A 25,432-nucleotide genomic window follows, 5' to 3' on the forward strand; every position below is an offset into this window, starting at 1 on the left:
GCCGACGCGGGGAAATTTTTCTGGAACATCGCCATGAACAATGATCATCTGGCCGGCAAAAACGTGCTCGTTACCGGCGGAACAGGTTTTATGGGCCGTCATCTTTTGCCCTTGCTTCAGGCTGCCGGCGCACGCGTCACCTGCCTTACACGGGCGTCTTCCCGCACAGGGCATCTGCCGCGGGGCGTTGCCGCGGTCCAGGCTGATCTTCAAAGCGGCACCGGGCTGGCTGAAGCCCTTGAAGAACAGGATGTGGTCGTCCACTTGGCGGCCCTGCTCTTCGGCCTTGGCTGGCAGGACTATCTGCGGGCCAACGCCCTTGCCGCCTCAGTCTTTGCCAAAGCGCTGGGCCGCCGGTCAACAGGGAACAAGCGGCCGGAACGAGTTGTTCTTGTCTCAAGCCTTGCGGCCACAGGTCCCTGCGGCCTCGCTCCCGGCGTGACGGACGCAACTCCGCCCGCGCCAGTCTCCGCTTACGGCTGGTCAAAACTCATGGCGGAGCAGACGCTCGGGCTGGCGCTCGACGACCGCCTTGTTGTATTGCGCCCGCCGATCATTTACGGCTCGGGCGACAAAGGCCTTTTGCCTGTCTTCAAAGGCGCCGCCAAGGGTATTGCCGTCAGTCCCGGCGCATTCCGGACTTTTCCCGTCTCCGTTGTGCACGCCAAAGACATGGCAAAAGCCGTTCTGTGCTGCTGCGCGGCACAGGCCAACGGCGTCTACCACGTCAATGACGGCGCGCGGCACACTATGGCCGAATTCTGCATATCTGTGGGCCGGGCGTTGAGGGATATAACCGGCAAGCCCGGCACTGTGCGCGTGCTGCGCATGCCCCTGCCCATCATGGCCGCCACTGCCGCGCTTTCCACCGCCTTCGGCTGTATACACGTCAGATTGACAGACCCGCAAGACCGCGCCCCTGTCTGGAATTTCGACAAATACCGTGAGGCGAAGCAGGCTGGCTGGCTGTGCGACTCCTCCCGCATACAAACAGAACTCGGCTGGACGCCGGCGGTCAGCTTGACCGAAGGTCTGGCGGAAACCGTAGAAGGTTATCTGCGCGAAGGATTTTTATGATCAGCATTCAGGAACTTTCAAAAGCCTTCAACGGCAAGGATATTTTCAGCTCCTTTTCCCTTGAGGTGGATTTCGGCGTCCGGCTGTGCGTCTGCGGGCCAAACGGCACGGGCAAAACCACCCTGCTGCGCCTTATCGCCGGAGCGGAATCGCCTGACGGAGGCAGGGTTGTTCTGCCAAAAAACTGCCGTTTGGGCTATGTGGAGCAAAAATTTACGGCAGAGATCCTGGACGAGCCACTGCTCGGCTATGTGCTGAATGTTCTGCACGACTGGAACAATTTCTGGAAAGAATGGAAAACCGCTGCCGACAACAAGGACGACGAGCGCCTTGCCACACTCATGCACCGCCAGACAGAGATGGAGACACTGTACGGCTATAACCCTGAACACCGCGCCAAAGCCGTGCTCTCCGGCCTAGGTTTTGCTGAAAACAAATGGGCGCACTCCTTGCGCAGCCTTTCCGGCGGCTGGCGGGAGCGCGCCAAACTGGCGCGTGTGCTCACGGCAGGATCTGACGTGCTTTTATTGGACGAACCTACCAACCATCTGGATATGGACGCCGTGGAGTGGCTCGAAACTTTTCTGCTGGATTTCAAGGGCGCGCTTGTTTTTGTGGCCCATGACCGCGTTTTCATGGACAAGGCGGGAACGCACATTCTTTATCTGGGCCTTTCCCGCCCCGTTTTTCGCAAAACAAACTATACCGGATTCCTTGCCGTTCAGGAAGAATACAACATGCAGCGCGAACGCGAAGCCCGCGCCCTGCAAAATGAAATAGCCCGCAAAATGGCGTTCGTAGATCGCTTCAGGGCCAAGACATCCAAGGCCCGTCAGGCCGGATCGCGACAGAAGACGGCAAAAAAGCTGGAAAAAAAACTGGAAGATTTGCGCCCTGAACCCAAACGCAAGGAACTCAATTTTGCCTGGCCCGAGGCGCCGCATTCCGAAAAAATTGTGCTGGCCGCCGTGGACATGGCTTTTCATTTTGCTGACGGCAAAAAACTCTGGCCGCCGCTCACATTTACGTTGTACCGCGGCCAGCGCGCGGCGCTGGTGGGCCACAACGGCTGCGGCAAATCCACGCTGCTCAAACTGCTGGCAGGCGTTCACAAGCGCAGCGGTGGCAATCTTGTTTCCGCCTCGCAGATACGCCTTGGCTATTACACCCAGCACCAGATGGAAACACTGCGGCCGGACACAACCGTGCTCTGTGAAATACGCCGGCTCTCAGACCCGCACACAACCGAGGAAGAATTGATGAGCGTGCTCGGGCTCTTTCTGCTCGGGCAGGAATACTTTGACCGTCAGATCAGCGCCCTTTCCGGTGGCGAAAAAAGCCACCTCGTGCTGGCAAGCCTTTTTTTGAAACGCTGCAACACGCTGCTTTTGGACGAACCCACAAATCACCTGGATCTGGAAAGCCGTGAGGCTCTGATAAATGCCCTGCAAAAATATACCGGCACGCTCCTCATGGTGGCCCATGACCGATACCTGCTCTCGCAGGTGGGCGCCGAAGTATGGGAACTGGACAGAAACGGCATTGCCCGGCACAACGATTTTGCCGCCTACGACGAAGCGCGACGGGCTCGCCAGACTGTGCGGGCCATGCCGCAAACCGACGGCAAATCAGCTCCGGCGTTCTCATGGGAGGGACAAAAGCGCCTCAAACGCGAGGCGGCCGGCAAACGCAACGCGCTGCACAAAGAGATCAAACCCCTGCAAGATCGCTATGAAGAACTCGAAGCACTGCTGGCCCGCGTGATTGCAGAACAAAGCGAAGTGGAAAACCTGCTGGCCGACCCGGCTGTATATGCCGATCACACGCGATCAGCCGACCTGCTCACACGTTTTGAAGAGGTACAGCGGCAAAGCGGGGACATTCTGGAAAACATGACCAGCCAGGAAGAAAAAATAGCTGCGGTCAAGGCAAAATATCAGCAGGAAACGCTCTGAAATCAGACTTCCTGTTTTGCGGGTCGTCAAAAACCCGTACAATGGCGCGGGCGTCCATGTCGTACTCAAGGGGCAGAAGCGCCAGACGACGGAAATCCTCCGGCCGATCCACATCCAGCTTGAGATCCGGGCGGCAGAGCCAAGACTCGGCAGGATCAAAGGTGGAAATGCGATACACGGCCGCATTGTCCCAAATGTAATTCAGGCAGTGTTCGCGCTGTGAGGGTTTGTCGGCCCGTTCGTCCATCTCTTCCAAAAGCTCGCGGGAAACGACTTCAGCCCCCAGACCGTCCGGCCAGCGGTTGTCGCGGGGGATGTGGTTATAGGCATAGTCGCAGTCGACGCGACCATAGTGTTCAATCAGACGGTCAACGGCCTCTCCCCATATCAGTGGATTATCCGCGCACACACGCACTACCAAATCCGCGTCCGCGGCCTTGGCCGCCAGAACAAGACGGGCAAGCACATCATCTTCAGGTCCGGCAAAACAGGGCACCTCGTGCCGCCGTAAATGGTCGAGCAGCGGCTCGTCACGTTCAGTATCCGGCACGGCCACCATAATCTGATCCAGATTTTTGGCGCGCCCCAAGCGGCGCGTCACCCAGTCAACAAGCGGCAGACCCCGCAGGCAGAGCAGAGATTTCATGGGCAAACGGCCGGAGCCCAAGCGGGCCTGAACAACAGCCACAATTTTGCCTGTCGGCATGACGATATCCTCCGGCAGTGCCGGCAACAGGGCTATTTATCCGCCAATCCGGCGGCATGCATCATAAGAGCAATGACACGCGCCTTGTTGCCGGTAAAATCGCGCCGTGACTGACGTTCAAAAAAACGCGCCCTCCTTTTGTATTTCAGCATGGCCAGAAACACATTGCGGATTTTAGCGTCGCTGATGCTGTCCATAATGCCAAGAAAAGCAAAACCGTTGCGCGGCCGGGCAAAGGCGTGGCCGACTTCGCGTTCGTGATGGGCCACCACCATGGCCGGCACGCGCATGTGCGCCAGCTCGTACACGGTGCGTCCGGCGGAACAGACGGCCAGATCCGCTCCTTCCATCATCCGGCTCATCACATTGGTGTCCCAGGTAAATTCCACAAGAGGGTTGGCAAGCTCCCGCAAATGGGATTCCATAGCCTCCTTGTGAGCGTACCCCGGCCCGGCCACAAGGCGGATGGCTATATTGTACGCCCGGCAGACCGGCTCAATAACACTAAGCACACGGCGCGAAAAATCTCTGAAGTCTGTGCCGCCAAACGTGATGAGCACGGTTTTAACCTGCTGCCGCAGCACATTGCGACAGGCGCCCACAAATTCATCCCGCAGACAAAAATAGTCCGGTCCGCAACGCAGACGCTCTGTGCTCCCGGCGCTTTCATAGAGCGCGTTGACAACAAGATTCGCCATATCGGCGCCGGGTCCCTCGTCTTCAAAATTAACGCAGCACACGCCGGCTGAGGCAAGCCGCCCCATATACGGCGCATCAGTATTCAATATGTCGTTGATCACCATATCAGGCCGCAGCGCAAGCACCGTGTCGACCAGAGGCTCCCGGCCCTGACGCACAATGCGGTAATCCTTGCGGGCAATACTTTCCACGGCGAGCTCGCTTCCGCGTGTGCAGACAAAGGATATCTTGTGGCTGCTTATCTCATGGGCCAGCATAAGCGCGCGAAAAACATGCCCCATGCCGATGGCCGGATATCCCGCAACCACAAACACCAGATGCCGCCGCAACAGCAGGCGTTCGCATATCCACCAGTCCTGGTAACTCTGAATCTCAATGGCCCGTTCATTGAGAAAGTAAGGAATAATCCTGGGGTGGCCAGTTCCGCCGCCTTGCAGCAGGTTGAGGCGCACAATGATCAGCGCTCGGCTTTCCACCAGAACCTGCTCTTCGCCGATGCCGTCGTCGAGCAGACTCTCCAGGCTGCCGCCGCGCACATTCCATATACGCTGCCGCACGCTTTTGACCGTAACAAGGCTGTCGGCCTGCGCCTCACAGTACTGTTTCCATGCGTCTTCCACATCCACCCAGGTCAGCAGGGGACAGGAGGCGCGTAAAATAAGACAGTGTTCGTAATGTTCGGCCAGCTCAGCGAGCGCGTCGCGCAGTTCAGCCACTATGTCCAGGCTGGTGAAACGCAGAGCGCTGTTGCGACGGCATTCAACACCCGAGCGTTCACAGACAAGCGCTATCTCCTGACTGTCCGTGACAACAAAAACATCCCCTCCGGCCGCCACGGCGCGCGCGGTGTGTATGGCGCGGTCAATCAGCATGACGCCGGCAAGCCGTTTGACAAGCTGGTCCGGAATGACCGCGTTTTTTTTCACGGCCGGAATGACTATACAACATTTTTTCACAAATACAGCGCCTTCAGCCGCGGTCTGATCTGCCATAATTCGTCGCGGGGGAGGAGATAAGCAATTTTGATATTATTTTTCAGCCCCGTGCAAAGAGCACAGCACCTCGCGCGTCGCCGTCAGCATATAATTGAGATCCTCATTGCTCAGCCAGTGCTGAAAGGGGAAGGACACCATACTGTCAAAAAAATCATCGCCGCACGGGCAGGATGCTTCACCGTAGCCGAGACGGCGGTAAAAACCATAACGGTTCAGCGGGATATACTGTACAACGCATTTCACTCCCTTTTCAAAAGCCATGGCGCGAATAAAGCGATCCCGCATATCCGGGCCTGTTGTCATACGCGCCGCCAGCAGGTGATAGTTGTGGCGGCGGGAATCCACGCGGTGAAATTCCAACTCCTGAAAACCGGCAAGAGCATCAATGAAATACAGAGCCCTCACCCGTTTTTCGTCATTTATCTGATCAATCCGCTCCAGCAGTTTGGCGCCAAGGGCACATTCCACCTCGCCCAAACAATAATTGTTGGGCATCAGCGCCTCGCCGTCCAGCGTCGGGATGTCCACGTTGCCCATGGCCGGCTTCCAGTAGTCCGGCCGCTCAAAAGCATAATCGCAGTGCCCGTTGTGACGCAGCGCCGGTACCACAGCCGCCAGCGCGGGATCACGCACATACAGCATGCCCCCCTCACCCAGCGTAGTGAGATTTTTGTGCGAATGGAAGGAAAATATGCCCATATCGCCAAAACTGCCGGACTTTTTGCCGGCCACTTCCGCGCCGACAGCCTGAGCCGCGTCTTCAATAAGAATAAGCCCGCGTTCCCGACAAAGGGCCGCTATTTCCGGCATATCTGCGATATAGCCGTACAGATGCACAACCACCACGGCTTTTGTATTGGGCGTCAGCGCTGCTTCAATGCTTTCCGCAGTGACGACGCGGGTGCGCCTGTCCACATCCGCCCAGACAAGACGGACGCCTCGTTTCACATACGGGTAAGCCGAAGCTGTAAAAGTATGCGCCGGAATAACCAGCTCATCGCCAGGCCTGAAGCGGCAGAGCTGGGCCGATATTTCCAGGGCGGAACAGCCGTTCATGACAGTGAAGCAGGAACCTTCGGCAACATTCTGGTAGTGTGCAAAACAGCGCTCAAACTCACGCATGTGTCGACCCTGCGTCAGTGGGTCGGCACAGCGCATGGCTTCCACAACCACGGCGATTTCCTCTTCCGTGTAGCGGATGGAACGTCCGCTGAAATTGATTTTAGTCTCCACAAATATCCCCTTGAAACTCGTTCAATAATTATTGCAGGTTCAGTGCGTGACGTTCACTGAACCTGCAATAAAAAATTCTATGCTACATCCGCTTGAAGCGTTCGATGACGTTTTCTCTGGTCAGAATTTTTTTGAAATCAGGGCCGAGCCGGTTTGCCAAAGGCTTTTCATGCACAATGCTGGCTTCATACAAGGCGTCGTACTGCGCGCCACTCAAATAACGGCAGATGCCCTTTGGCAAATCAATGCCCTGACGTAAAATCATTGCCATAATATCTTTGTATTCTTCAGGATAAATGTCTTCCTGCACAGAAAGCGCATAACAGTTGGCAATGCCGTGAGGCACGCGCAGCACCATGCTCAAACCCGCGGAAACAGGGTGTACCGTACCGACGAAACCGGCAGCCATGCCGCCCAAAAACGAGGCAATCATCATTGTCTCGCGGTTTTCCTCACTCATCATGTCATCGGAAAGAAAAATCTTTTTGCACAAATCCATGGACTTGGCTGCCAGTGCGTCCACAACCACGTTGCGATATGAACCGGAAATACTCTCAAAGCAATGCATCCACGTGTCTATTCCTGTGTAAAAATACTGATTCCTGGGCACGCTCGCCGTCAGATCAGGGTCAAGCAGCACCTGATCGAACATGGTAAAATCGCTGTTCATACCGAGTTTCAGATTTTTTGCATTATTGCACATAATACCTGTACGCGATGTTTCAGAGCCGGTGCCGGAAAGCGTGGGAATCGCGATTTTATACGGCGCGGGATTTTTGACAAGCTCCCATCCCTGATAGTCTTCGGCCTTGCCGGGATTTGTCAGCAGATTGCCCACGCATTTACATGTGTCCAATGTGGAGCCGCCGCCAAACGCCAGCAGGGCGCAAGGCTTGCGCCCGTTCAAAAAAGCCACGGCATCGGCGGTGCAGCCGTCTACGCTTTGCGTTGTCGGCTCCTCGCCGGTATCCACATAGAGGATCATGTCGCGGCTTTCCACGGGCAGCCGGGCGGCGAGATCCTTCCCCTTAAAATAATGGTCAAGAAAAAACAGGGCCGGGGCGTCTCTGTCCGCCGCGCGCAACGACGCCAGAATATCCCCCAGTTGGGAAAGCGCACCCTTGCCGATTATGTAATACCCGACATTTTTCGCGTTTCTGTACATAAAAACCTCAGTTATGCCAGATCCTGCCAAGCTTGGACTGTATTTTTCAACAACATGGCGATGGTCATAGGGCCAACGCCGCCTGGCACAGGTGTGATGGCCCGTGCCTTGCGGCTCACGCTTTCAAAATCCGCATCGCCGCGCAGGCCTTGCGGCGTACGGTTGATGCCCACGTCAATCACCACAGCGCCCTCACGCACCATGTCGACCGTGACAAAACCCGGACGGCCCACAGCGAGAAACAAAAATTCCGCAGTGCGGCATTCGCCCGCAATATTCGCCGTGCGTAAATGGCACAGCGTCACTGTGGCGTCGGAGTAGGCGCCCGGCCTCGCCAGCAGCATGGCAAGCGGTTTGCCCACAATATTGGATCTGCCCACAACCACCGCCTTTTTGCCGGCGGGGGAAAGGTCATAACGCTTCAACAGTTCCATAACACCGGCGGGAGTGCAGGGCGCGAAGCCCGGCAACCCTATGGAAAGACGCCCCACATTTTGCGGGTGAAAGCCGTCTACATCCTTTGCCGGATCAATGGCCAGCAGACAGGCTTGCGCGTCAAGGTGCGGCGGCAACGGCAACTGCAGCAGAATGCCGTCCACATTCGGACGCGCGTTGCACTCGGCTATCAGGGCCAGCAGTTCGTCCTGACCTGTCTCCGCAGGCAGGTGAAAGGCAAAGGAAACAATGCCGACCGCAAGGCAGGCCCGCTCCTTGTTATTCACATACACCTGCGAAGCCGGGTCCTCGCCGACCAGAATAACGGCCAGCCCCGGCGGCCGGCGGCCGGCGTGGCGGCCGGCCGCCACCTTCGCCGCAAGTTCCTCACGCAGTTCAAACGCGGTCTTTTTACCGTCAATCAAAATCATTCAATGGCGTTTCCCTCTCCGGCCCCGCCAAGCGAATAGTATTCCGCCAGCATATGGCCGAAGTACTCGGCACTGTCACCAAGTTCTTCTTCAATGCGCAACAACTGGTTATATTTGGTCATGCGCTCTGAACGACAGAGTGAGCCTGTCTTGATCTGCCCGGCGTTAACGCCCACGGCCAGATCCGCAATGAAATTGTCTTCCGTTTCACCTGAACGGTGAGAAATTACAGTGGTATAGGCAGCTTCCTTGGCCATTTCAATGGTATCCAGCGTTTCAGTGACAGTGCCTATCTGATTCAACTTAATGAGAATGGAATTGGCCACGCCCTCGGAAATGCCTTCAGCCAACATGGCGGGGTTTGTAACAAAAACGTCGTCACCCACGAGCTGCACTTTTTCGCCGAGCGTCGCGGTGAGCATGCCCCATCCGTCCCAGTCGCCCTCGGCCATGCCGTCTTCAATGGAAATCAGCGGGTATTTGCGTGTGAACTCAGCAAGCCATTCAGTCATTTCAGCATTGCTGAACGATGCATTTTCACCAGCAAGAACGTATTTGCCGTTCTTGAAAAATTCAGAAGAGGCGGCGTCAACGGCGAGCGCCACTTCGCTGCCGGGGTTGTATCCGGCTTCTTCAATGGCTTTAATGAGATAGCCAAAGGCAGCGTCGTGATTTTTGAGATTGGGCGCGAAACCGCCTTCGTCCCCCACGCTCGTGACATGGCCGTCTTTTGCCAGAATCATCTTGAGCGTGTGAAAAATTTCCACGCCGATGCGCAGGGCGTCACGGAAGGTCAGCGCCCCCAACGGCATAATCATAAATTCCTGAATGTCCAAATTGTTGGGCGCGTGCGCGCCGCCGTTGATAATGTTCATCATGGGCACGGGCAACATTTTGGCGTTCACGCCGCCCAAATACTGATAGAGCGGCAACCCGAGAAAAGTGGACGCGGCCCGTGCGCAAGCCATAGAGACACCAAGCATGGCGTTGGCGCCAAGGCAGGATTTGTTGTCCGTGCCATCAAGATCAATGAGCGTGTTGTCGATCTGCACCTGACGCAAGACGTCAAGCCCGGCGACAGCGTCGGCTATCTCACTGTTGACGTGTTCCACGGCCTTGGTCACACCCTTGCCGCCATAGCGTTTTTTATCGCCATCACGCATTTCCAGTGCTTCACGCGTGCCGGTGGAAGCGCCGGACGGAACGGCTGCGCGGGCACTGATGCCCGACTCCAGCGTCACTTCCACTTCCACAGTGGGATTGCCGCGCGAGTCCAGAATCTCACGACCAAATACAGTTGCGACAGTGCTCATGTTGAAGCTCCTTTGCCCGCAGGAATGTTGAAATATGTGGCACGATTCAAAACAGCCTTTTATCGCTTTGGCAAAACACTTGACGATTCGTAATAAAGACGCCGCAGACCCTCCAAGACAAGATCGGGCAGCACCTGATCAAAAACAGGGCTCAGGCGTGCGATGGCGGCCACAAAACCTCCCGTGCCCAGCACCAGACACGGTTCTTGCAGCTGTTGCACAAGCCGCCGCGTCAATCCCTCCACCATACAGACGAAACCGAACACCAGCCCGTGGCGAATGCTGGTTTCCGTGTCCCGGCCGGGGGCCGGCTCTTTGGCGCTGATGTCCAGATTAACTCTGGGCAATCTGGACGTTTCGCGCGCCAGCGCGCTCATTGCCGTGAGCGGCCCGGGAAAAATCAGCCCCCCCAGATACTCATAACCACACACACAGTCAAAAGTGACGGCCGTGCCGAAATCCACCACAACAAAAGACAGCGCGTCAGGGCAAAGTCTGCGCGCGGCATACGCGCCCACCAATCTGTCCGCCCCGACCTCCGCAGGCCGCTTGTAGCGGTTTTCCAGAGGAACAGGCATATCTTTCAGCACACTGTACAAGGGACATTTTACATATCGGGCTACCGCCTCGCACAACAGCGGGTCAAAACCCGGCACGACAGACGACGCCACGCAGGCCTGAATTCCGGAAGCGGCCACCTCAGCGTGACACAGCACAGAGAGGAGCGTCAGGCCCAGACTGTCAGCCGTCTGCCCTGTGTCGGTACGCAGACTGTACGATGTCAGCACACGGCTTTTGTCGGCAAGGCCAACCTTGATGGATGTATTGCCTATGTCAAGAAGCAAAAGTTCCGGCCGCATGCCAACCCGCGTCTGTCTAAATACCTTGCCTAAAGGCAGAGTATGCCGTATTGCCGCGCGTCAGGCAAGCTCGAACTCGTTTATCAGAGACCTCGCGTCAGCAGTGTTCTGCTGTCTGGACAATGCGTTGGCATACAGCGCAAGAAAACAGACAGAAGACTGAAGCCGCCGCGCAGCAGCGTAGGCACAGAGCGGGTTCGTCATCGGCCTGCCCCATCTGCCCTTGGGGAACAACACTGACGACCTTGTAGAAACTTTTTCAATCTCTGCAGTAACAACAGGCTGGACACTAACCCTCCCAAAAAAAAGCAGCAATCAGAAATAGAGTTTCCCATACCGGGCAAGCGGGAGTTTTCACATGAAAAGGCACGATTTGCAGACAGCCGGATTCTGGCGATATTGAACTGAGAGCGGGACGCCAACGCCGGAATTGTGCCGTCAACATGGTATGCGCAACGCCTCTTTTTATAAGAGGCGCTCGAAATACGGAGGCATGGACGCTTCTTGAATGAGTAATATTTATAGCAGGAGACTAAATATGCCAACTGGGCAAATAGTTAGGATTGGCACAATACGCCATATTGATAGCATTTGGGAAGATGAATCGCATATTTCAAGATTTTTTGGATTCAGTGAATACTCCACCGTCTAAAGGCGGTGGCATCGGTTAACCGCTAAAGCGGGCGATTGCGGCTAAAAGCCGCCCACGTCCGTGCAAGCTATGATGGCTGATCTTCAGCTTTAATTCTAAAATCGCCGGCATCATGGCTTTGCTGTTCAATGTAAGCTCGGATACCATCAGTCACAGTATCACTGTACCCAGCAAGGAATCTATCGATGTGGCTAAGATCCTTCACGACGTATTGCCAAATTTATTCAAATCATCCACTACTTTTTGGCAAAGTTATGTTGGTACTTGGGAAATCGTCGTTTGTTGAAAAATGATATTTACAAATCCATCCTCTTATCTTCTAGAATGAAAATGGAGAACTCTATGTATGTCTCAACTCAAGCAATGGTATATCTACTGTCTATATTGAAAATAAGGCAAAAAATTCTTTAACTTCATTGAATATTCAAATCATAGTGAATTGTCATTAGTATTATTAAAAAATTTAAGAGAGCAAGGTTTGACCACTCATGTGAAAAATCCAAGTTCTGGACAATGTATAAATACAAAATGCCCTGTCTGTAGGAAGTCTATCTTTTTCTATCAGAATGAGAATAGCAGTCGCGTATTTTTTGACTTTGCAGTGAATCCTTGGCCGAAGCATCCGTGTACAATCTCTAAAGGAAATATTCGCAAAAACACATGACTCCCTAAAACAATTAAAAAACTTGAAGAAAGCAGATATAATAAATTATCTCTAGATGAACAATTAAGAATTAGAATACAGTATAATGAAAACAGAGAGGTTATCAACTATCAAATTTTTCCCTGACTCTATTCCTGCATGAAAATATACTGAAAATACTGCTCGATATGGGCAGCTTTTTTGCACAAACAAAAACGCCTTATTACCACAAAAAGGCAATGGTACATATCACTGGGGAATAAGTTGTTCAAAAAATCGCCACACAACACTTGACTTTGTAAAAATCAATGACAAACCTGCAAAAGAGCAATGCAAATGAATTGCCTATCCGGTTGACAGGTGACAAGGCTTACGACAGTGACAAAGCTGACAGCAGGCTGAAAGAGACCTAGGTATTGAAATGATTGCCCCTAACAGAAAGAGACGAAGGGAATCCTAGGACGGTTGCTCTCTTCAAAGCAATGCTCTAATGCTACGATGCCGTCGGTGGCGCGTGCGGCAAAAGCAGGCGTACCAGAGCCCCGCCGGCAGGCCCGTTTTCCAGTTCAATCAACCCACCGTGGCTGAGGATAATGGACTGTACAATAGGCAGGCCAAGGCCGGTGCCCGCGGCCTTGGTAGTAAAGAAGGGGTCAAGCAGTTGGGGCAGCGCTGCGGGGTCAAAGCCCGGCCCGGAATCCAGAAATTCCAGACGCACGCGGCCCAGGTTGTCCAGATCGGCCGTGATGCGCAGAAAGCCCAGCCCGTCTATGGCCTGCTGACCATTGACCAGTATGTTGTAAAAGGCCCTGTACAGTAAATCTTTGTCGCCACGCACAAAAAGCGCCGGCGCTATAGCGCGTTCCAGCGTCACGCCGTGGTGACACAGTTCCCCTTCCAGAAAAGCCAGAAGCTGATCCAAAACCAGATTGACGTCCACCATATCCTGTTTGGGGCGGCGCGGTCTGGCGTAGTCCAGAAAGTCGTTGACTGTTTGGGACAGGCGCAGGGATTCGTCATAGATCGCCCCCAGAATGCGCGCAGTGGCCGCGTCGATCTTGTCCATGCGGTTTTGCAGAAGTTCTGCGCTTGAGCGGATGATGCCCAGAGGGTTGCGTATTTCGTGAGCTATGCTGGCTATCACCCTGCCCATGCTTGCCAGTTTTTCATTGCTGTGCAGTTCAATTTCGAGCAGCCGGTTTTTCTGCATTCGGTCGGCCAGTACCCGTTCGGCACGGTGTATCAACATGAGCAGCAGTGTAAACAGCACTACCGAGGAGAGCAGACACATAACCACAATAATGCCCTGAAAGGCCAATACCTGCTCGTAGTCTCCGGTAATGTCCTGTGTCAGTTCCAATGCGCCCATGACCGGCGTTTGACGGCCTTCATCCAGTTCACCGCGTAACGGATAAAGCGCATGCAGCACAAAGGCGTTTTCACGTAGCGGCAGTCTGAACGGTGCCTGCCACGCCGGGATATCGGAAATAATTTGAGGTTTGGGCGTGTTTCCCGCCAGAACCTCATCAAGATTTGGCGGCGCAAGTCCGATCCTGCCCAGTTCTTCCGCGTCAGAAGAATAGGCCACGCGGTGCATAAAATCATAGATGCGCAGCCGTTTTACCGGCAGGCCCTGAATGACGGATTGTACAACCTTGTCAAGACGCTCGTACTGTTCCAGCTGGCGTAGCGCAATGTGCCCGTGCGCCAAAACAGTGGGCAGGATGAAACGTCGGAACATCTGATGATTGAGGTTAACGACCAGATAACGGATAAAATCTTCTTGGCGCGTCAGCAGTGTTTCGCGTGCCGAATTAGAAATAAAAAATGAAAGTCCAAGGGTTGTCAGCAAAATAACCAGCAGAGAGAACCACGAGAGGCTGCGGGCATAGCTCAAGGCCAAATCTTTACCTGTGTCAAGCATGCTTGCTGCGCCTTGATGAGGTTCCCGCCGGTCGGGGGAAGTGTCTTCCATGGCCGATTTGTTTTTAACGATCATGGACTAAAAATGCTGTTCTTTTTTTGCTGCAGACAGAAAGGCGAACAGATCGGCTTCTTCCTGCAGGTATCCGGTTGCGCCAAGCCGGGCGTTTGCAAGGCGTTTACCGAGTTCTACCGCTGGCTGATCAAGGGGGTTGATGTCCATGAGCCATCCGGTAAAAAGAGTTGCAGCTTCCAGAAGCATCATAAGCGCGCCGGCTGCCCTCGGGCTTGTATCATGCATTTCCAGATGGACAAGCGGTACGCCGCTTTCAGAAAGAGCCATGCGCGTGCCGAGAGATTCCGCTTCGAGCAGGCTGCCGAAAGCCTTGCCGCGCAGCCAGGCCCACTGTTCAGGGAGATCCGTGCCGAAATTTCTGCCGGCGGCTTGAACGCGGCTTGTCAAAAAAAGGCACCCCTTGTTGCGCGGGCCATCCAGAAACATCTGGTTAACTGAGTGTTGGTCAGTCACGCCTGTTGCCGGAACAGGCATGGTTCCCATACTTTTTTTGCCGAGGCTTTCCGCCCAGAGTTGCGCGAACCACAGACCATATGCGGACCATGTGGGAATGTAGCAGAAGAAAACAAGCTGTGAGTATTGGTGAACTTCCAGCTCATGGGCCCAACAAGCAAGAGCAAAAGCGGGGTGTGAGCCGATGTTTGACGGATTTTGCGTGAGCGGGCGGGCCACATCGGCCGCTCCGTCCAGCAGAGACTGCCAGTCAATGCCGAGAAAAGCCGCAGGTAAAAGACCGACCGCGGAGAGGGCGGAGTAACGCCCTCCCAGGCAATTCGGCACTTCCAGAGATATCAGGGCGTGGCGTAGCGCTTCTTCGCGCAGATAACCCTTTGTTTTATCGGTGATTACGATCATCCTTTGCGTCCAGTTCCGACCGAAAGCTGTCTTAAGCCAGTCGCAGGCAAGAAAATATTGCGCCAGTGTCTCAATGGTGCCTCCGGATTTGCTGATGCACACCACCACTGTTTCCGCCGGGTTGAGTTTGCTGAGCCATGCGTCAAAGGTCTGCGCGCAGACATTGTCGGCAATCCACAGCCACGGGCCCTGATGCTCCGGCCCGTCCTGCCCCGGAGCAAAAGCGCGTTGTATGGCCCGCGCGCCAAGTGCCGAACCTCCTATGCCCAGCACGAGCATATGCTTGCAGATTTTCAGACGGGGGAGCACAAGAGGCAATTCGACAACGAGTTTTTCCCGATAAGACATGGTCAGGAAGGGCAATGCGCCGGCAGCCGTTTCATAGGCAAGACGTTGTGACAAGTCTGCCTGACGGGCCGCAACGGCGCGCGCGTTATTTTTGGACAGACGATGCGTGTATGCCTGGGACCATTCAAGAGTATGGGGCATGTGATCCTCAGCAAGTTATGGCATTGGTTGTAAAACAACGCCACTGATCCGGGTTTTATGGGTTTGCGGGCCACAATTCCACAATATGGCCGATACTGACCTTGGCGTCCGGCGGAAGACTGAGTTCAAGCGTCTCTTTGTGGAGCGTGATTACTTTGGCTTCGCCCACTGGCCGGCTGTTCATCGTGAGCACTCTGCGCAATGCTCCTTCGCGCGGCACTGTCCGGCCGTAACTGAGACAAAAGACACGCCATCCGTCAACAGCTTGAACGACACGTAAAATTTCAGAAAAACCCAGTTTTGCCAGCGTATTGAGATAAAGTTTGCCCCATATATAGGTGACAGTACAAAAAACAAGGGCCACAACACCGCAGAAAACGCCGGGCCAAACAGGCTTCAATCCTGTCAGGCGCTGCGTTACAGACGCCGCGCCCGCACGTTGCGCCGCCATGTCCTCCCATACGATGACCATAAATTTTTGCGCACTTTTCGGGGACGCGCCCCTGAAGTGGATGAGCAAATCATGCTGACCCGGCAGAGCCGCGGCATCTACCTGAACAGAACCGCGCCACATGGCGCTGCCGAACCAGTAACTGGCAAAAAAACCGTCCAGAACAAAATGCAACGAAGGATCTTCCGGCATGATGCGAACCTGCACATCACTGTTGAACGGATTTTTATACGGCGACGGGCCGGAAAGCATAAGGCTCTGTCCGGGAAGAAGTTCCAGAACGTCAGAGCCGACGCGTACGGAAGAATACAGGCCGTCAGCAAGACAAAACAGTGTTGCTGCGATAAAAACAGCGCTGATCCGTCCGAAAAAACGCTGTCGCTTGCGGATTGCCTGACAGGTTTGCCAAAGAGTATTGTCGGAACATACAGCCATGCTGCAATATACATCCCCCTTCGCGCGGGGACAAACAAAAGATGATGCGAACAATCTGGACGCGGGGAGTTTGTGCGCGGAGAAAGGTGGTTTGCGCTGTTTCAGTGTCAGCGCGCGAGAACCTGCGTCCGTGAGGATTTAAGCACTCTCCAACGCACAAGGCTCGGACCCTGCCTCGGCAGATTAACAAGACTTTCCTGTTCTGCGGGGAAGCGTTTTTTAACAAAGCGCGTCAAAAGAAAGGCGGTGGTCCACAGCGGTATGGTAATGCTGAAAAACCATATGCAAAAAGCGATATCTGCCGACCACATCCCGCGTGCGGCCTGATGCATGCTGACAAACACGGCGACGAACATGAGCAGATTGGCGACGATGCGAATGAGCCCGATATAGAGAGATTGTTTGTAGCTGTTCATGGGAGTGTCTCCGAATATTCTACGGGAGCGCAAAAGCAATCTGACCGGAGCAGATAAGGCCGCTCCGGTCAGACAACAACGACAGAGTCTATCTCTTGAAGATATCTGTTTTTGAAACGTTCATCACACGTATGGCCTGTATTTTGTCGTCGTTATGATAGGCGACGCGCATTATATCTCCGGCCGTCCAGACTTCCGGCGACAGAAGCCGCTGGGGCTTAAAGGTTATAAGCGCTTTTAAATCAGACGCATAGATGGTGACTCTCCCTTTTTCCTCGTCTATCAACGGAAAAGTCTTGCCTGCCACTTTGGGGTGCTTGGAACCGATGTTCTTTTCCACATCAGTGAATTCCACAGTCATTTCTTTTGGGGCATTGGAAATCGGGTCAAAAATAACCAACGACTTGTCCAGATTGATCTTCAGAAGGCCGCCCACTATGGGTTTGGGCCCCATTTCCTTTGCTTCGACAGGCAGCTTGTAGGTGATGACCGCGCCGGTATAGCTGGGATTGGCGCTGTTGCGGTTTGCGTCCACCACAATGGTCATTGTTTTTGTTGCGGGGTCAAAGGCCACCGCGCGCCCCTGTTCCACGTCGCCGTTAAAATCACAGGCCGCGAGGGCAAAGGAGAAGGCCAGGACCGATATCAGCAATGTACGTATTTTCATGGCTTGTCTCCTCCTAGTTGCCGGCTTTCTGTCGCTTGGCGGCGAGTTCAGCCTTGGCGCCCTGAACCATACGGGCGGCGATGTAGACGGAAATGGCGCTCACAAAGGCCAGTACCTCAATGGTAGCCAGCGTACCGAGCAGACCTGCGATTGAAGGCAATTCAGCTTGAAGCAGTTTGAGCAAAACAGACATCAGACAGCCCAGCACAGCGAGGCCGAAGACGATGCGTATGCCGTAACCCTTGACGTATTTTGTGGCGACAACGCCGATCTGTGCGCCGATGGCGGCGCCGCACAGCATGATAATGGCCGCGACAAGCTCGGTGCGGCCCTTATAGGTATAGGAGGCGGCGCCGTAGAGGCCGGAAATGGCCACTTCAAAAAGGTCGGTTCCCACGGCGAGGTGCGTGGGGCAACCTATCAGATAGACCAGAGCTGGCATACGGATAAGACCTCCACCGATACCAAGAATGCCGGCCAGCCAGCCTGTGAAGAGACTTACAGTAATGGGCAGCCAGAACGAGCAGGTCACGCCAGCCCGTTTGAAGTAAACCATGGGCGGAACGTGGATGGCCTGAAGCTTGGAGGCCCAATCAAGGCCTGTGGCGCCCTGTTCCAGCTCCTGATTTTTTGCCTTTGCCTCGCGTTCCTTTTGCTTGCGCTTGGCCACATCGTGAAAGACCAGCCAAGCGAGAAGGATCAACAGCACCACATAGAGCCAGCGTACCACTTTGTCCACCTGCCCAATCCGTTCAAGCCACATGACCATCTGCGCGCCTATTTCCACGCCCACAACGGTGCCCATAAGCATGACCAGGCCAAGCAGATAGTCAACATTGCCGAATTTGCCGTGACGCATGGTTGAAATCAAAGATTTGCCAGCCATTTGCGCCACGTCCGTGCCGATAGCAAAGGCCATGGGAAAGCCGAGAATGTTAAGACCCGGAGTTACCATCCACGCACCGCCCAAACCAAAGAACCCGCCGATAATGCCGACGCCCAGCCCGAGAATGATCAAACCGGGCCAAAAAATATTTACGCCGGAAATGGGCATCAACATATAAAGCCATTCCATTAAGTATCTCCTTATTCTGGATTATTTTTCCGCCAGTTCGCGGTGTTCGAGATCAATACCGATCTTGGTCATAAAAAAGTCAGCTATAAAGCCAAGGATGACGCCAAGAACGGGAATGCTGATCATTGTTACCATAGCGAAAAATAAATGGCTTGCGTTGTACATTTCCGCCCACATATACAAAATGCCGTCCACTTGGCGCGTATCGGCCACAATAACTACATCGGCCTTTTTCTCCGCCGCGAGGGCGATTGAAGGCATGAGCACGGGCAACAGCAGCGCGCAGCCCGTAATCCATAACCAAAGCCTGCGCATTCTTTTCATGGTTCCCTCCATTAAGTTTTTTCGACAGTATTATAGCAAGGCTTGTGCCATTGCGCGATTATCTTTGACAGAGAGACATTAATTGTAAAAAAGCAGTTGCAAAAAAAATGGCCCCAAAGTAGAGTTGTCGCTATATTTGCGTGTTTTTTGCGCGACAGGAAACATTATGCGTATTTTTTTGCCTGTTATTGCGGGAAATTCTTTAAAAACCGCTTCCCTTTTTGTCAATCGCAGCATACTCAGCCAGATGCTTCTGCTCGGTCTGCCTCTTCTGGCATTTGTGCTCTTGCTTCTTTTTTATACAAACGGCCGTATTGTCGAAAATATCGTCAATCATACCGTGGCGCGCAATGCGCAGTTCCAAACGCGCATCATGGCTCTCGCTTTAGAGCAATTGCTCGCGGAAGCGCGCAATCACCTTTTGATTCTGGCTGCGGGCGCGCTTGATAAGCAGTCAATGGTGCGACGTCTCAAACTTCAGATACGTTCATCGAATTTTCATTACCGTGAAATCGCCTTCATCGGGCTTGCGCCTGAAAACAAATATCTTTTGCTGAACTACATGGGCGATATTATTACTGTGCCGCCGGATGTTACCATGCGCACGTTGTCCGGCCCTTTTCACAATGTCGGTTCCGCCAGACTTCCCGGCCGTGTAAACGTGGGGCAGCCCCTGGAAGTGAGCTATGCCTTTGTACCGGTCAGTAATTCTGTGCAGAGTTTAACTTTTCACGTCCTGCGTTTTTCCACGCCTGTTCATGACGCGAAAGGGAATTTTCAAGGAGTGTTGGCGCTCTCGCTTGATCTGGCGGCCATGCGTGACGTTGTTTCCGCCTTTTCTTCCGATGGGGCCGCCGGAGATGGAAAAGAAAGCACCAATGTCCGCAGCCTTTTTTTTGACAGAGACGGCTGGATGCTCTTTCAGTCGGAAAAGCCGAATGTTGAGCAGCGTGAAACCCCTCTGAGCTCCGACACCGTACGGGCAGGCTTTCGTGGAGATTTTGGACGTCCTGGTTTCAGTCAGGCTTTTCGTCCTGCGCCGGATTATCTGAACTACTGGGATATGGTGATTAATGTACAAAACCGTCGTGTTGGCCGTATCTCTTTGCCGGAAACAGGTGCATTGTGGGGAGACGGCCAGTTGCGGGTGGAGGGCGTAAATTATGTACCTGTCACAACCCCTGCCGACACTGATGACGAACGGAACGTCATAGGCGGCCTTGCCGTGTTGGACAGCAGTTTTACGGCAACGCGCACCGGCACACAATTGTTCAGCGTCTATGCCTTCTGTTTTTTTGGAGGAATGTTGCTTTTGGGCATATGCCTGGCCAGAATTACCCGTGCAGCCGACAAACAGTTGCATGCGCTCGCCGTCGAGCTGCAAAGCCGCAATGAACAAAACAGAGATGATCCGCTTGTTCTGCCCCTTCTGTTGCCGGCGCTGGAGAAGATAAAAGGAGCTTCCAACATTCTGCTGGAGCGGCTGCACGGGGCGATGGAGCATCGACTTTTCAGGCAGGCTGAAGCGACAGCGTTGTCTCAAAGGGAACCGGTTGAGGATCTCCCTGAGCCGGGAAATGTGCCATCCCATGGTCTGGTTGGTTTTTCCGCAGTGGTACAGAGTTTGAAAAGCCAGGTGCAGAAAGCGGCGCAAGTGAAAGCGGACGTGTTGATTGTGGGGGAAACCGGCACCGGCAAAGAGCTTGTTGCTGAAGCCATTCATCAAGCAAGCGAGCGAGCGGACGGGCCTTTTATCGCCATCAATTGCGGTGCACTGGATGAAGCCTTGTTGATGGACACGCTTTTTGGTCATGTTCAGGGCGCCTTTACTGAAGCCAAACACCCTAGGAAAGGCGCTTTTCTTGCAGCGGAGGGCGGCACGCTTTTGCTTGACGAAGTGGGCAATGCCACGCCGAAAGTGCAACAGGCTTTGTTGCGCACACTCGCCACAAGGCGGATACGTCCTTTGGGAGCTGATTACGACGTGCCTTTTGACACCAGAATTCTCGCGGCCACCAATGCGGAACTCACCGGAGAAAATACGGGCGGCACATTTCGCGAAGACCTGTATTACCGCCTTGCCGTTATTACCATTCGTACGCCGTCTCTGCGCAATCGCAAGGAAGACATCCCCGCGTTGCTGATGCATTTTCTGGCAGAAGCCGTCACTGCGAGAAGGCCGGGAATGTCGCGGACTATCCCGAAAATCAGCCGCGGCGCTCTGGCCCGGCTTATGCGATACGACTGGCCCGGCAATGTGCGGGAGCTGAAAAATATCCTGACGAATGCCCTGACATTCTGTGAGAAAAATTTAATTCTTGCGGAAAATATTCCCATAGAATCTGGGGATGATGCGCCTGCAATGTCGCATGAAGGGGGGGAATGGTATGCGGACAAACCAGGTCTGGCTGCGGCGCAACGCGCACAGGACAACGATTGGGGCAAGAAATTTGTGCAGCTCAATCCGCGTCAAAAAGAAATTTTGCCGCGCATCATGTCCTTGGGCAGCGTCAGTCGCCAGGAATATCGCGCTCTTGCTGGCGATAATATATCCGTACGCACGGCACTGTATGACCTGCAGGCTTTTGTCCGGCTTGGTATAGTGCGCAAGGAAGGGCGCGGCCCGGCTCTGCGGTACCTTGTTGTTTCTTCTGGCGACGCGCTGGATCGGGCAAAAGGGTATACAGTATGAACGCGGTTCAAACGTTAAAAAAATTTTTCTGTCTTGCTCCAAGAATCTCGCGTGAGCAGGCCATGACCGCCTTTGTTCGGCGCTATGATTCTTTCAGAGATCTTTTGCAGGCTAACGCAGAACTGGCAGCTCTTCTAGCGGATATGGATGCGACACAGCGCGGTGAGCGACCGATGGAAATCTCCTGGGTCCGCCAGAAAGCCAGAAGAGCTATTTTGCAGTGTGAGCGCATGGCGGAGAAGCTCAATAACATTGCCGCAGGCCGCTATAACGGCCTGACTGCTGCTGTTGCCGCCATAGCCGGGCGCATTGCCGGCGAACTGGAGCAGCATGGGCACGACGACATTAACGCGCTGGTATTGCCGCTTTCCAAGGTGAACGCCAGCATGGCTTGCAGCGTCGGCGGCAAAAACGCCAATCTGGGTGAATTGCGCAATATGCTTGACATGCCCGTGCCGCGCGGTTTTGCCGTAACCGTACAGGCAGGGAGCATGCTGCTTTTGCGCCCAAGGGGATTGTTCAAAAATATTTATGACCAACTGCGCGCTATTGATCCCGAAACGCCGTCTACGGCTCGTGAAGCGTCTAAAACGATAGAAGCACTTATTCTTGAAGTAGAAACGCCCCCTGACGTGGCGGATGCCCTGTTTTCAGCGTGGGATGAAGCCTTCGGCAGTGGTGACGGTGCTATTCTGGCTGCGTTGCGTTCCAGCGCGATTGCTGAAGATGGCGCTCAATCTTTTGCCGGACAGTATCGAAGCATTATGGGGGTTTCCCGCCGCAGGCTTTTGACGGCATTTAAGCAAGTTGTTGCCAGTCTTTTTTCTGAGCACGCTCTGGCCTACAGAAGCATGCACGGTTATCCGCTGGAAGCGACGGGTATGGGAGTGTGTTGTCTGGAAATGGTGCACGCAAAAAGCGCCGGCGTGGCTTTTTCCAGACATCCTGTTGACTTGCGTTCAAATTGCGTTATGATCAACGGCCTTTGGGGCCTTGGTGAAATGGTTGCGGACGGTGTCAGTACCCCGGACGTATGGCTGGTTTCCAGAGCTACAAAGCACGTGACTAACGAGATTGTCGCCCATAAAAAATTCATGATGACGCTTGCCGAATCCGGCGCTGAAAGGTTACCCCATATTGTGGACGTACCGGAAGCGTTGCGCGACGCCCCCTGCCTGACGCGCGATCAGGTGGAGCAAATAGCCGCCCTTGCGCTTGAACTGGAGTGTCACTACCAGTTTCCTCAGGACATGGAATGGGCGATAGACGAAAACGGCGCTGTTGTTCTGCTGCAAACCCGGCCTATGGGTATTGACAGCACGGCGGAATTGGACGCCGCCACGCTCGACAACGTTAACCCCTTGTTTTCAGGAGCTGATGTGGCGGCAAGGGGTGTTGGCTGTGGAGTTGTGACGCCGCTTAAGCCGGGTGGAGATATAACACACTTTCCTGAAGGCGGCGTCATGCTGCTCGCCCATTCCTCGCCCAGTGTGACGACCGCCATACAGCGCGCTTCAGCAATTATTGCTGAAACAGGCAGCCTCACAGGGCATATGGCCTCTCTTTGCCGCGAATTCGGCGTTCCCACCCTGATGAATGTACCCGGTGCGACATCCAGCCTCACGGCGGGGCAGCTCGTCACTGTTGACGCATTCTCTGGACGTATTTTTCATGGTGAAATTCCTGAACTTTTAGCCCTTGCTTCAAGCCCGAGGCAGCCCAATATCAATACGCCAGTCTTGTGTTTGTTGCGGCGTGTGGCGCCGCATCTTTTCCCTCTGCATTTGACAGACCCGAACTCTGCCCTTTTTTCTCCGGAAAACTGTCTTTCTCTGCATGATGTCATGCGTTACGCGCACGAAAAGAGCTATACAGAAATGTTTCAGATATCCGACAGCCTGTCTGAAAGCAGTGCTGGCGCGTCAAGCCGTCTTGTCTGTAACGTACCCCTTGATCTTTTTATTATTGACCTAGGCGGCGGTTTGCAACATCCTGAGTACAGATCTGTCGGTCCGGCGGATATTTTGAGCGCGCCCTTCAGACAGGTGATCAACGGCATGACCCATCCCGACGTGCAGGCAAAAGGTCCCCGTCCGGTGAACATGCGCGGTTTTCTTTCCGTCGTGGGGCGGAGCATGATAGGCGACAATCAGCAGAAGGATGGAGCGCGTTTCGGCGAGCGCAGTTATGCCATTGTCTCTGACCGTTATCTCAATTTTTCTTCACGTATAGGCTATCACTACGCCATTCTGGACACTTGGTGCGGCGATACTCTCAGCAAGAATTACATACGGTTTGAGTTTGCCGGAGGCGGCGCCGGCAATAAACAGCGCGCCAAGCGCGTACAGTGCATAGCTTTGATTCTTTCTAAACTCGGCTTTACTGTCGACGTGACAGGGGACAGAGCGTACGCGCGATTCAGAAAATATCCCAAGCTTGAAATGCTCCCGCGGCTGGATCAGCTTGGGCGTTTGCTCATCATGACCCGGCAGATGGATATGCTCATGGTGGATGAAGAGTCTGTTCAGCTTTATGCCACGAAGTTTCTTAACGGCGAATATCATTAAACGCGTGATCGCCGAAAGCAATTGAGGCGCGCATGTTTTTCCCCTCTGCCCCGCATGTCGGCGCATCAAGAGCCGGTACCCCCTCTGAGCCGCCCAAGGCACTCTTGAGCCGCGATTTTATTTTACTTTTTTGTCTTGCAATGTGCAGCAACAGCCACATCGCTGTTTTTTATTGTTTTGAACAATGGCTGGAGGGGATTGCCGTCAGTCCCAACTACCGCGGTGCGCTGATTTCCTCAATGTTTGCCATGGTGCTGCTGTGCCGGCCGCCAGCCAGCTTTTTGCTGCTGAGAGGCGGCAGGTTGCCTGCTCTTGCGCTTTCCACAGCCGTTCTGATCTGTGTTATGCTGTGCTATCCTTGGATAGCGGGCAAACATATCATCGGCGAGGTGCTGCTGCTGCGCATTATTCAGGGCATTGCGCTTGCTGTGCAGTCCAGTTGCGTTGTTTCCGTGCTGGTCAGCTGCATTCCCTCCGGGCAGAGCGCGCGCGGCTTTGCGCTGTTTTCCCTGACCATGCTTCTGCCGTATTCGATTATTCCGGCGATGTCTGAACATGTTTTGCTGCCTCTGCTCGGCGACGGCGGCGCAGAACCACGTCTTTTCGCCATGACGGCCGTCTTGGGACTGCTTTCTCTCGTGATGGTGATGCCTCTCTCGTCGCGTCTGAAAACTCCGGAGATGCCATCAGGCAGTCTGAACAGCGTTCCCGGACGCGATATTTGGCATGCTGTGCGCCATTCGGGCTTGATGTTCGTGTATCTGGGCTGTTTGTCTTTCAGCATCATGACCATTCTGGCGATCTTTTTTATAAAGGGCCTGTGTTCCGTCACCGGCGCACATCCGGCATGGTTTTTTTCCATCTATACCGTGACCATCATTCTGGTGCGCCTAATCGGCAGCCGCCGCCTTGATACCTTGCCGCGCTACAGCGTAATATCCTTGTGCGCCGCCGATCTGGCCTTTAGCATGCTGGGACTTGCCTGGGGTCCGCTTTGGTCTTTTGTGCCGCTCACCTGCATGTACGGTTTCGGGCTTGGCCTGCTCTATCCCCTGATGGCTGCAGTTGTGTATGACCGTTCCACGCCGGAGACTCGGTCCATCAATTCAAACGCGATGATGACAGCCTTTGACGCCAGCGGCATGCTGGCCCCGCTGATCGGCGGCCTTGTCGTCCACGCGGGCTTCGGCTACAGGGGAGTATTTGTGGTGACCGCCGTCGCGGCAGCACTGTGCGGAATGTGCATGCTCGCAGACAAGCTGCGGCTACATCTGCAGGAGCGACGCGATTGTATATAA

The 25,432-nt window shown here is 54.3% G+C and carries 19 protein-coding genes and 1 pseudogene; 6 read left to right on the forward strand and 14 right to left on the reverse strand.

Annotated elements, in window-relative coordinates; genetic code table 11:
• The first annotated feature begins 33 nt into the window (after nt 1-33).
• Nucleotides 34-1,077, forward strand: a complete 1,044-nt coding sequence (locus RSDT_RS06035; RefSeq protein ID WP_096400010.1) for an NAD-dependent epimerase/dehydratase family protein — start codon at nt 34-36, stop codon at nt 1,075-1,077.
• Nucleotides 1,074-3,032 carry an ABC-F family ATP-binding cassette domain-containing protein gene (locus RSDT_RS06040; protein WP_096400012.1) on the forward strand — a complete coding sequence of 653 codons (1,959 nt, stop codon included), beginning with the start codon at nt 1,074-1,076 and terminating at the stop codon, nt 3,030-3,032. The genes RSDT_RS06035 and RSDT_RS06040 overlap by 4 nt, the downstream gene beginning before the upstream one ends.
• On the opposite strand, the gene RSDT_RS06045 is transcribed toward RSDT_RS06040, so the two are convergent.
• From RSDT_RS06045 to RSDT_RS06075, 7 genes are all read right to left on the reverse strand, one after another.
• Entirely contained in the window at nt 3,001-3,738 is a 738-nt protein-coding gene (locus tag RSDT_RS06045) for a cytidylyltransferase domain-containing protein (protein ID WP_096400014.1), read from the reverse strand. The genes RSDT_RS06040 and RSDT_RS06045 overlap by 32 nt on opposite strands.
• Nucleotides 3,739-3,770: 32 nt before the next feature.
• The gene (locus tag RSDT_RS06050) at nt 3,771-5,429 is read right to left on the reverse strand and encodes a glycosyltransferase (protein ID WP_145954820.1); all 1,659 of its coding nucleotides are present in this window, start codon (nt 5,427-5,429) and stop codon (nt 3,771-3,773) included.
• A gap of 36 nt (nt 5,430-5,465) precedes the next feature.
• Nucleotides 5,466-6,665 (reverse strand): DegT/DnrJ/EryC1/StrS family aminotransferase, encoded by a 1,200-nt coding sequence (locus tag RSDT_RS06055; RefSeq protein WP_096400016.1) that lies wholly within the window; start codon nt 6,663-6,665, stop codon nt 5,466-5,468.
• An 82-nt stretch (nt 6,666-6,747) separates the two neighbouring features.
• Entirely contained in the window at nt 6,748-7,830 is a 1,083-nt protein-coding gene (locus RSDT_RS06060; RefSeq protein ID WP_096400018.1) for an iron-containing alcohol dehydrogenase family protein, read from the reverse strand.
• An 11-nt stretch (nt 7,831-7,841) separates the two neighbouring features.
• Entirely contained in the window at nt 7,842-8,696 is an 855-nt protein-coding gene (gene folD / locus RSDT_RS06065; RefSeq protein ID WP_096400020.1) for a bifunctional methylenetetrahydrofolate dehydrogenase/methenyltetrahydrofolate cyclohydrolase FolD, read from the reverse strand.
• The gene (eno, locus tag RSDT_RS06070) at nt 8,693-10,009 is read right to left on the reverse strand and encodes a phosphopyruvate hydratase (RefSeq protein ID WP_096400022.1); all 1,317 of its coding nucleotides are present in this window, start codon (nt 10,007-10,009) and stop codon (nt 8,693-8,695) included. The genes folD and eno overlap by 4 nt, the downstream gene beginning before the upstream one ends.
• Nucleotides 10,010-10,068: 59 nt before the next feature.
• Nucleotides 10,069-10,869, reverse strand: coding sequence for a type III pantothenate kinase (locus RSDT_RS06075; protein ID WP_096400024.1), 801 nt, complete (start codon nt 10,867-10,869; stop codon nt 10,069-10,071).
• Nucleotides 10,870-11,256: 387 nt separating this feature from the next.
• On the opposite strand from RSDT_RS06075, the pseudogene RSDT_RS07580 reads away from it, so the two are divergent.
• A pseudogene (locus RSDT_RS07580) lies at nt 11,257-11,374 on the forward strand (transposase); the annotation flags it as partial.
• A 1,283-nt stretch (nt 11,375-12,657) separates the two neighbouring features.
• Here the strand turns inward: RSDT_RS07580 and RSDT_RS06080 are convergent.
• The 7 genes from RSDT_RS06080 to RSDT_RS06110 all read right to left on the reverse strand — a co-directional run bounded on the left by RSDT_RS06080 (nt 12,658) and on the right by RSDT_RS06110 (nt 18,875).
• The gene (locus tag RSDT_RS06080; protein ID WP_172414422.1) at nt 12,658-14,088 is read right to left on the reverse strand and encodes a sensor histidine kinase; all 1,431 of its coding nucleotides are present in this window, start codon (nt 14,086-14,088) and stop codon (nt 12,658-12,660) included.
• A 78-nt stretch (nt 14,089-14,166) separates the two neighbouring features.
• Nucleotides 14,167-15,507, reverse strand: a complete 1,341-nt coding sequence (locus RSDT_RS06085; RefSeq protein ID WP_096400026.1) for a glucose-6-phosphate isomerase — start codon at nt 15,505-15,507, stop codon at nt 14,167-14,169.
• Nucleotides 15,508-15,562: 55 nt separating this feature from the next.
• Nucleotides 15,563-16,393, reverse strand: a complete 831-nt coding sequence (locus RSDT_RS06090) for a hypothetical protein (protein WP_096400028.1) — start codon at nt 16,391-16,393, stop codon at nt 15,563-15,565.
• Nucleotides 16,394-16,500: 107 nt separating this feature from the next.
• Entirely contained in the window at nt 16,501-16,809 is a 309-nt protein-coding gene (locus RSDT_RS06095) for a hypothetical protein (protein ID WP_096400030.1), read from the reverse strand.
• Between the two features lie 88 nt (nt 16,810-16,897).
• Nucleotides 16,898-17,476, reverse strand: a complete 579-nt coding sequence (locus tag RSDT_RS06100) for a DUF4881 domain-containing protein (RefSeq protein ID WP_096400032.1) — start codon at nt 17,474-17,476, stop codon at nt 16,898-16,900.
• 13 nt (nt 17,477-17,489) lie between these two features.
• Nucleotides 17,490-18,551, reverse strand: a complete 1,062-nt coding sequence (locus RSDT_RS06105; RefSeq protein ID WP_096400034.1) for a sulfite exporter TauE/SafE family protein — start codon at nt 18,549-18,551, stop codon at nt 17,490-17,492.
• Between the two features lie 21 nt (nt 18,552-18,572).
• Nucleotides 18,573-18,875, reverse strand: coding sequence for a DVU0150 family protein (locus tag RSDT_RS06110; RefSeq protein ID WP_096400036.1), 303 nt, complete (start codon nt 18,873-18,875; stop codon nt 18,573-18,575).
• Between the two features lie 166 nt (nt 18,876-19,041).
• Here RSDT_RS06110 and RSDT_RS06115 point away from each other — a divergent pair, with 166 nt between their 5' ends.
• The 3 genes from RSDT_RS06115 (at nt 19,042) to RSDT_RS06125 (ending at nt 25,432) form a co-directional block, all read left to right on the forward strand.
• Nucleotides 19,042-21,567, forward strand: coding sequence for a sigma 54-interacting transcriptional regulator (locus RSDT_RS06115; protein ID WP_096400037.1), 2,526 nt, complete (start codon nt 19,042-19,044; stop codon nt 21,565-21,567).
• Between the two features lie 62 nt (nt 21,568-21,629).
• The gene (locus RSDT_RS06120; protein WP_231941829.1) at nt 21,630-24,134 is read left to right on the forward strand and encodes a PEP/pyruvate-binding domain-containing protein; all 2,505 of its coding nucleotides are present in this window, start codon (nt 21,630-21,632) and stop codon (nt 24,132-24,134) included.
• 32 nt (nt 24,135-24,166) lie between these two features.
• A complete protein-coding gene (locus RSDT_RS06125; protein WP_096400041.1) occupies nt 24,167-25,432 on the forward strand; it encodes an MFS transporter in 1,266 nt (421 codons plus the stop codon).

The organism is Candidatus Desulfovibrio trichonymphae (assembly GCF_002355955.1).
Classification (GTDB): domain Bacteria; phylum Desulfobacterota; class Desulfovibrionia; order Desulfovibrionales; family Desulfovibrionaceae; genus Desulfovibrio; species Desulfovibrio trichonymphae.